Origin of the sequence: Tahibacter harae, assembly GCF_024437735.1 — a bacterium.
GTDB classification, from domain to species: domain Bacteria; phylum Pseudomonadota; class Gammaproteobacteria; order Xanthomonadales; family Rhodanobacteraceae; genus Tahibacter; species Tahibacter harae.
This window is the reverse complement of the sequence record NZ_JANFQO010000051.1, coordinates 1-7,449: the sequence shown is the minus strand read 5'-3', so window position 1 is coordinate 7,449 and position 7,449 is coordinate 1. Positions and strand designations below refer to the sequence as shown.

Genomic DNA, 7,449 nt, shown 5'->3' with positions numbered 1-7,449 from the left:
GATCGCCATTTTCGACATACACGCTATCGAGGAATCCCGCGGGTGTTCCGGACTTCGACGACCATGTAGGTAGCATGGCTCGCCGAGCAAGCGGTCGGCGACAGGAAATCCGGGCGAATTGGGCGGAAAATTCTGAAGCGTGGGTGTCCCGAACTTCAGAGTGGGTGTCCCCGCCGAAGCATGGGTGCGAACTTCCGCCGAAAATTCTGAAGCGTGGGTGTCCCGAACTTCCGGGGAAATTCTGGAGAGCGTGGGTGTCCCAGATTTCCGTACGGATTTCCGGATCAACACAGCGGGCAGAAGTTGACGCTCGTAGTCGGACCTGACGCGGATAGATCAATACGACTGTCGGAAATTCTGGAGTGCGGGTGTCCCGAAATCGGCGGGGCATCGGCTGGGCCGGTGCCCCGAAATTCCGGAGTGTGGGTGTCCCAGGCTTCGCCCACCCGCTGGACTGACTGCGCGGGAGTGTGGGTGTCCCGAATTTCCGTGGAGTAGATAAAGAGCGGAAATACAGCGAAGTGGGATCGGAAAATTCCGGAATGTGGGTGTCCCAGACTTCCCGACAAGCAACCAGAGCCGGTCTCGAATCTTCGCTGGCGGCGCACACCACATGAGCCTGCGTCCGGTGCGGCGCCAGCGCACCGCGCAAGCACACATCGGGCACCATACCAACCCGTGGCACAGCAAGACCCAAGCGCCGAGCGCCACGCGATCACGACGGAACGTCGCCGCAGGGCTTATCCTGTCAGCCAACGCGGCGCGGTACCGCCTGACATGCGATAGCCAATGAACTTGGTCGCCTTTTCAAGTACAGCGTTCCTCACCTGGACGGCAGTCCTCGCTCTTCGCGTTTTCGTGCTGGGCCAGTTCGACAACGCCTACGGCAGCCAAGGCACCTTCCAGGCCGGCCTGCTTTTCGGGCTGGCCGCTACGATGCTCGAAACCAGTGCATTTGTAGTATCCACAAAACTTCTTGGCCACCACGCAACGCCGCCGCGCAGCTTCGTTTCCGGCTTCGGCTGCGCTGTCGCGTTTGTTTTGCTGGCCTGCTGGACGCCGCCCCTGACCCGCTCCGGAACTTTGCCTCTGTATGCGTCGGCGTCCATCGCCGTACTGTGCGGGGCCATCGCCGGGCTAGTGTCGGCACGCGCAGCCCGTGTGGTATCCGGCGGCGCAGCCCGCCGCAGCGGCCGATGAAACAAGGGCCGGATTCGTTTTCGTACAACCTCAACCTCAACTTAGGACACCCACATCGGTCAGGAGCAATCTCGCTGCCGCTTCCAGGGCGCGCTGAGCAAGCAGACTGGATTTGGGATTGGATTGGGACACCCAAACAATTCAGCCAACAATTCCGCGGCCGCTTCATCGCCAAGTCGCGGGGAGCACAGCAAACGAGCCGTCCGGTCTCGCCAAGGACGATGAAGACCTCACTCCCCTTAAGCTGACGCAGCACGGACTCCCCGCGCACGATTTCCTACTAGAGCAGCACCGTTACTGCGATCGCGTTGCGCGACACCAGCTGCTTAGCTCAGCATCCAAGCCAACCGAACACCCTGGAGCCAACGCTGTCCGATGCGCCCAGCCAGGTCGACGAGATCCTGCGCACAACCAACAGCCCGCGCCCAGCCGCCGCTATAGCCGCGGACACGCATTGTCCAGCGCTGCGCATCCTTGTCGACCACCGAAAGGATCGCCGGAGCCTGCCCGTCAATCCGACCACGCTTGCCTGGCGCCAGCGCCCTGCCCGTCCAGTCAAGAATCTGCAGGTAGTCGGCCGTGCTGAGGGATAGCGAGACTGGCAATACTCCAGCGACAGGATACAGCACCACTCCGGGCGACAGCCCGGAACGCGCGAGGTCGATACGTTCGTTGGCACTGGTGTGCGTTGGCACATCCAGCCGCTCCACCACGCCGGCGCGAATCGGATTAAGGTCGACATATGCCATGGCCGCGAGCAACGCGCGTTCGTCACAAAGCACTTGGCACCGAAAGCGACCTTCCCAGAACCTGCCTGCGCACTGATCTTCCCGATTGGCGCGGCGCGCAATGGGTTCGGCCAGGCAGCGCATGAACCACGAGAGATCACCGAGCCGGTCACGCACTAGCGCGAGACGCGCTGGATCGGCGAGCAGCACCTGGCGCTTCACGTCCCTCGCCTCATCCGTATCCTCGCGTGGCGGAAACAGCCGGATCCAGCGTGACGCCACTTCTTCGTCGTTCCACGCCGCTGAAACGGCAGCATCAATCTGCAGCACGACATGCAAGTGATTGCTCATCACTGCGTAGGCGTGAATGGCGACGGCAAAGCAGGCTCCCAGCAGGTGAAGCCGGTCGCGGATCCAGTCCTTCCGGTGTTCGAAACTCTGGCCTGTCAGCACGTCCTCACCGCAGAGGAAGGCGCGTCGCACGCACCGCTGGACGCAGTGGTAGCAGCCTTGAGCACCTTCCGACGGGATAAGTTGGGAGCGGGGGCGGGCCATGGAGGCAGCATGGCTCGGCGGGTGTGTGGTCGCCTACAGGAAATCTTGGGGAATTGGGTCGGAAAAATCTGGAGTGTGGGTGTCCCGGATTTCGCTTGGGATCGGGAAATTCTGGAGAGTGTGGGTGTCCCAGATTTCCTCAGGTGCCGCCAGAGCCCGATTGAAATCGATATACAGCAAAACCAGCGTCCGGCATCAGGGGGCCTTGGTGTGCGCAGTGCAAAGCGTCCGAGCGCTGCTCCAGGCGCAGCCCGGCTAGCCCAGTCCCGCACGTGGGACCGGCTGTGAAGTCTCAACGCCTCGGCCGAGCGGAGTGCAGACGCCCGGACCGCCGAATCGGAAATTTCCGACGGGCGCCTCGGAAATGACCCAGAGCATTGGCTCGCCAACTCAACCATCCTTGCATGCAAACCCCTGAGAGGTTGCCTGCACTCGCAGCAGACAGGGACTTGCCGCTCTCAGGCTCCACGAGGAGCCAGGGACCACCAAGTAAGCGCGTGCGCCAAGCCAAAAAACAGCCCAGGCGAACGAGACCGGCAATCTGAACAGTATTGGCAAGCCTAAGGCCGAGCCGCCGACTCCGGCGGAGTTCTGTGCTTTCCCGATCAACTCTCTATGTTGGGCTTGCTGATCCCCGACTCCTTTCCGTGCATCCAGGCCGCTTCGCGGCGACCCCAAGGCCACATCCGCCTTGTAACCAACCTATCCCGAAGCACGAACTGATGCCACAAGGCTGGGCCGGCGTGGCAGCCGACGAGGCACGCTAGCATCCAGGCACCGTAGACGTGGATATACCAGGCGATCGCGCGGCCGCTTTCGTCGTCGCCAGGGGGCACGAACAGTGCCGGCACCTCAAACCCGGGCCAGACCGTTCTGGAGGCCTCCATCCAGATCCAAATCACGTAACCGCTGGCAGGCAACGTGAACAGCAAAGCGTACATTAGCCACTGAACCAGCGTGGCACTTCGGCGGCGCCAGACTGGGCCGGGCGTAGCTTCCGGGTCGCGGGTGGCCCAACGCGCCGTCAATCGCAGGGCAGCCAACATCAGGATCCAAACCCCGAGCTGGAAATGCATCGAGAACAACCATTGCTCGGTGGTTCTGCCTGCTGACCGCTCCGCGAACCATCCGAGGCACCACTGCGCCGGTAGCAGGATCGCAATGATGGTGTGCAGCCATCGGATTGTTACGTGCCAGGTCGCTGGGCGGGTCATCGCGATCTGGAAGCGCAGGGTCGATATCCAGGGATGTTTGCGCCGAGACGGACCAGCCTCTCTGCGCGCCATCGACCGTCGACTTTGGTCGGGGTGACGACACCCGTACCACCCATACCGCGGTCGAATCGATCACGGTATGCGCGGCTGAGTTTGGGGTCGTCGGTGAACAGCACATCGTCAATCAGATAGGTGAAACATCCGGGTTCAATAACCTGCATGTGGATGTGCTGCGGGATGTTGCTGTCGGGGTAACTTCCCGGACGTAAGGTGTCGATTGCGTATCGTCCCTCTGCATCACTGCGCACCCAGCCTCGCAGGCGGCCGTGCCGCCTTGCTTCGCGACCGAGGTTGCCTGGCGCATCGTGTTCGGGATAACGGCCCTCGTGATTGGTCTGGTGAACGTAGAGGATTACCCCGGCCCTTGCTTGTCCGGAGGGGTCGATCACTCTGCCCTGAAGGGTCATCGGTTCGCCGGATTCGTCGGGGCGCGCCAGGAAGAGGCGCGACGGATTCTGATCGGGAACGCCATCAAATGCTGCGTCGCAGCCTTCGCAAGGGGATCCGATCAAGGGGACTTCTCGGAGCGGATGGTTATCGGAGTCCGCGGCTGCTGTTGACGCCGATACGTAGAACGCAGCGAGCAGGAACAGGTTGGGCAGAATGGTTGGGCGCATGTGTCGTCCTCGTTGGATCACCCTATGACGCGCGCTGGAACCCAAGTGTTAGCGCCGCAACTCGGGATCAGCCAATGGCAAAGCGTCCCGCCACTGCCACCACCAATGCTTGACTCGGGGATACGGCAAAGCATCCCACCATGCATCAAGCGCCTTGGGATCCCGTTGCCACACCGCCTCGCGGGTGACGCCAGAACCCGGGAAGAGCACTCCGAGCCGCTGAAAGATCGGGCTGTCGACCCACCGAGGCTGGTGATTCAGCAAGGTGATCAGAGTGATTGCATCCTGCGTTCGCGCTTCGGTCGCCAGTTGCTGCAACAGCGGCGAATCCGGCGGGATGTTTTCAGCCGCTTCATCGATCCGGCGCAAGGCTTCCAGAAACGCGGGACTGGCAGCGGCATGATGCGGCGTCCCGACTTTCCCGTTCGAAGCGAGGAACACTTGCGCCCCCTCCGGCACTAAGACCTCCCTTACCCCATCTTCCAACTGGATCCAGCCGCTCTGGACGGTCAGCAGCCCATCCCCGTCTGCTTTCGTACGCACGGTGAATATGCACCCGAGGTCCCACAGGGCGACCCCAGGCAGATCCATGCCGAATTGATGCGGAGGCGCCCAAACGCGCGCCTGCACTTCGCCTTCGAGCAACTGCACGCGGTGCCGGCCCGATCGAGTTTCGATGAGCCGCAACGTCGATTGCGGGCGGATGCTCAGCTCGCCGATCCGGGCCACCTGAAGCCGGACTTCGCCATCGGGGCCAGTCGTCAGGCCATCACCGACCTGCAAACCATTTGTTGGATCCCCCGACCAGTCGACCTGCCCCTCCGATGCCAATACCGCCCACGCCGCGTCCGTGGGCCACGTCAGGCGCAACTGCAGCCAGCTCGCGATCACGAGCGCGCACGCAGCCAATGCCGTCGCTAGGTACCAGGACCGCAGCGAACGTCGGTGGTCCTTTTGCCGGTCGATGTTTCGGTCGGGCTGGACACGCGGACCCACCGCCGGGTTCCAGGCCACCGGCGCCAACATGCGTTCAAGCCTCGCTAGATCCGGGTCGGACGTTCCAGTCTTGTTCCACAGATAGTCATCGTCGAGTTGGGTCACCGTTCCTCCTCGTTCCGCGGCAGCGCCATGGCTTCGCGCAGTAATGACATCCCTCGGTGCAGGTTCACCCGGACGCTGCCTTCGGTCAGTCCTGTGGCTGCTGCGATCTCGGGGCCGCTGAGTCCTTCCACGAGACGAAGCAACAGTGTCTCGCGATAAGCCTCCGGCAGCCCGCGGATGATCTGCAGCACGCGCTGGGCGTCGACCTGATCCTCCTGCCGGGCTGCCACCGGCACGTCCTCGAACTCGATGCCCGTGACTGGGCCCCGGCGGCGATGAAAATCCATCGCTGCATTCCGAGCAATCTTTGCCAGCCAGCCGGGAAACGCATGGTCGTCGCGGAGTCCAGGCAGGTGACCGAGCGCAGTCTCGAACACGTGCTGTGTTAGATCTTCTGCATCGGTAAATGGGACGGAGCCGAGAAGGATGCCGTGCACGACCGGGGCAAACCGGCGGAACAGGCGATCCCAAGCACGATCGTGGCCACGGCGTGCGTCGGCAACTAGCGCGACGATGGATTCGGTCGGTTCCAGGGGATCTGGCTCTGTCTTCGGATGGGTACAGACGTTCGGGAGCCACGAGACGTTAACATCGACCGGGAATGGCGCGAATGTGAGGCGGCTTGGCCGCATTACTGCCCCTTCCCCGGCCCCTGAGGTCTCCCCGGGTTCTTTGGAGAAACACGCTTTCAGAACGCCGAGCTAAGAATAGGCTCTGACCTGCCGGGTTCTCGCGGAGTTCTTCTGCAGTGTAGAAGGGTCGGGAACGCTAAGTCTTATTGGTGCCCGCATCCGCCCTACGCCGGCGCGGCGGCCGGTAGGGTTGGGCTTTCAGACGCTCTTCAAGCCGTCGGGCAAAGCTGGGAAAGTCCACTCCATACGCCGCGGCCAGTTCCCGAACGTGGACTAGGTCGAGTCCACGGCCGCCGACTTCGAGCGCAGAGACCCACGTTTGCGGGCGATCCACGCGCGCTGCGGCCTCCGCTTGAGAAAAGCCCGCTTCCAGCCTGAGGTCCCGAAGCAGCCCAACGACGACAGCGTACTCTGGGGTGTGCAGGGAGGTCCTTTTCATGCCGCCGACTCGCTTGGTGGGTCGGCAGGTTAGAAGTCGATAACGGCGTACCTGAAATCGGCGTTTGTACCTGTTCATAGGGTTACGGCATCCTTGACCCCGCGCACCCGCGAGGGCGAGGACGATGGGTAGATCGGACGAAGAAACGGCCGCACGAACGGGATGCGGCCGGGGCACCAACCGAGAAACGCCCGAATCAGGGGAGTGCCGACCGGGCGCATTCGTCGGCGAGCCAACGTCGGACCCGCGGCAGCCATTCAGCCGCTGTAGGCCCCACGGCTTCGCCAGTCAAGAGGGCCGCCTTGAGGTCGGGGGGAATGGCCTCGGGGGGAAGGGCGGCCAGGACGCGGCGAAGTTCGTTGCCGAGTCGTTCGGAGGGGTCGAAGCCGGGGCGACGCGGAGCCGCGGCCTCGGCGACCAGGGCGACCACGCGCTGCAGCTCGAAATACACGTCCGGTACTCAGGGGGTCGGCTCGACCTCAATGCGGTCCTTCACCGAGGTTACGCCGCGGACTTTCCCGACCTCGCGGACCACCGCGTCACGGGCTTGGCGTGTCCGCGCCGTGCCGGTGAGGGTGGCCACCCCATCGGCGATGCTGACCTCGACGCGGTGGTAAGGCATCAGGTCATCAGCCGCGAGCCGACGCCGAGCCAAGGCTTCGGTGAGTTCGTCGGTACTCCGGCTGTCGGCCGGGTTGCCCTGCGCCGCGGCGCCGGCGGGGAAGAAAACCGCAGCCAGAAAGACCGCGAGGAACAGGCGGACTGAACCGCCCCGGGAATCCCGGAGACTCATTGGTGTGAGTCACGCCGCCATGGCGAGCTCACGGATTTGCCGATAGTAGGCCGCCTCAGCTTCTGCCGGCGGGATGTTGCCGATCGGCCCCAGCAATCGGGTGTTGTTGA

The 7,449-nt window shown here is 63.2% G+C and carries 9 protein-coding genes; 1 reads left to right on the top strand and 8 read right to left on the bottom strand.

The features are described 5' to 3' along the window. Window positions 1–789: 789 nt before the first annotated feature. Window positions 790–1,200, top strand: a complete 411-nt coding sequence (locus NM961_RS23620; protein ID WP_255916891.1) for a hypothetical protein — start codon at window positions 790–792, stop codon at window positions 1,198–1,200. A 326-nt stretch (window positions 1,201–1,526) separates the two neighbouring features. Here NM961_RS23620 and NM961_RS23615 read toward each other — a convergent pair whose 3' ends face one another. The 8 genes from NM961_RS23615 to NM961_RS23590 form a co-directional block, all read right to left on the bottom strand. Continuing rightward, window positions 1,527–2,381, bottom strand: a complete 855-nt coding sequence (locus NM961_RS23615) for a hypothetical protein (protein WP_255916890.1) — start codon at window positions 2,379–2,381, stop codon at window positions 1,527–1,529. A 707-nt stretch (window positions 2,382–3,088) separates the two neighbouring features. Then, entirely contained in the window at window positions 3,089–3,697 is a 609-nt protein-coding gene (locus NM961_RS24325; RefSeq protein WP_369334906.1) for a cytochrome b, read from the bottom strand. Beyond that, the gene (locus NM961_RS23610; protein WP_255916889.1) at window positions 3,694–4,374 is read right to left on the bottom strand and encodes a dioxygenase family protein; all 681 of its coding nucleotides are present in this window, start codon (window positions 4,372–4,374) and stop codon (window positions 3,694–3,696) included. The genes NM961_RS24325 and NM961_RS23610 overlap by 4 nt, the downstream gene beginning before the upstream one ends. A gap of 48 nt (window positions 4,375–4,422) precedes the next feature. Then, a complete protein-coding gene (locus tag NM961_RS23605) occupies window positions 4,423–5,475 on the bottom strand; it encodes a FecR family protein (RefSeq protein ID WP_255916888.1) in 1,053 nt (350 codons plus the stop codon). Then, window positions 5,472–6,107 carry an RNA polymerase sigma factor gene (locus tag NM961_RS23600; protein WP_255916887.1) on the bottom strand — a complete coding sequence of 212 codons (636 nt, stop codon included), beginning with the start codon at window positions 6,105–6,107 and terminating at the stop codon, window positions 5,472–5,474. The genes NM961_RS23605 and NM961_RS23600 overlap by 4 nt, the downstream gene beginning before the upstream one ends. A 136-nt stretch (window positions 6,108–6,243) precedes the next feature. Further along, the gene (locus NM961_RS24320; RefSeq protein ID WP_369334905.1) at window positions 6,244–6,546 is read right to left on the bottom strand and encodes a helix-turn-helix domain-containing protein; all 303 of its coding nucleotides are present in this window, start codon (window positions 6,544–6,546) and stop codon (window positions 6,244–6,246) included. A 196-nt stretch (window positions 6,547–6,742) separates the two neighbouring features. Then, window positions 6,743–6,997, bottom strand: coding sequence for a hypothetical protein (locus NM961_RS23595; RefSeq protein ID WP_255916886.1), 255 nt, complete (start codon window positions 6,995–6,997; stop codon window positions 6,743–6,745). Window positions 6,998–7,006: 9 nt separating this feature from the next. After that, entirely contained in the window at window positions 7,007–7,339 is a 333-nt protein-coding gene (locus NM961_RS23590) for a BON domain-containing protein (protein ID WP_255916885.1), read from the bottom strand. Window positions 7,340–7,449: the final 110 nt, after the last annotated feature.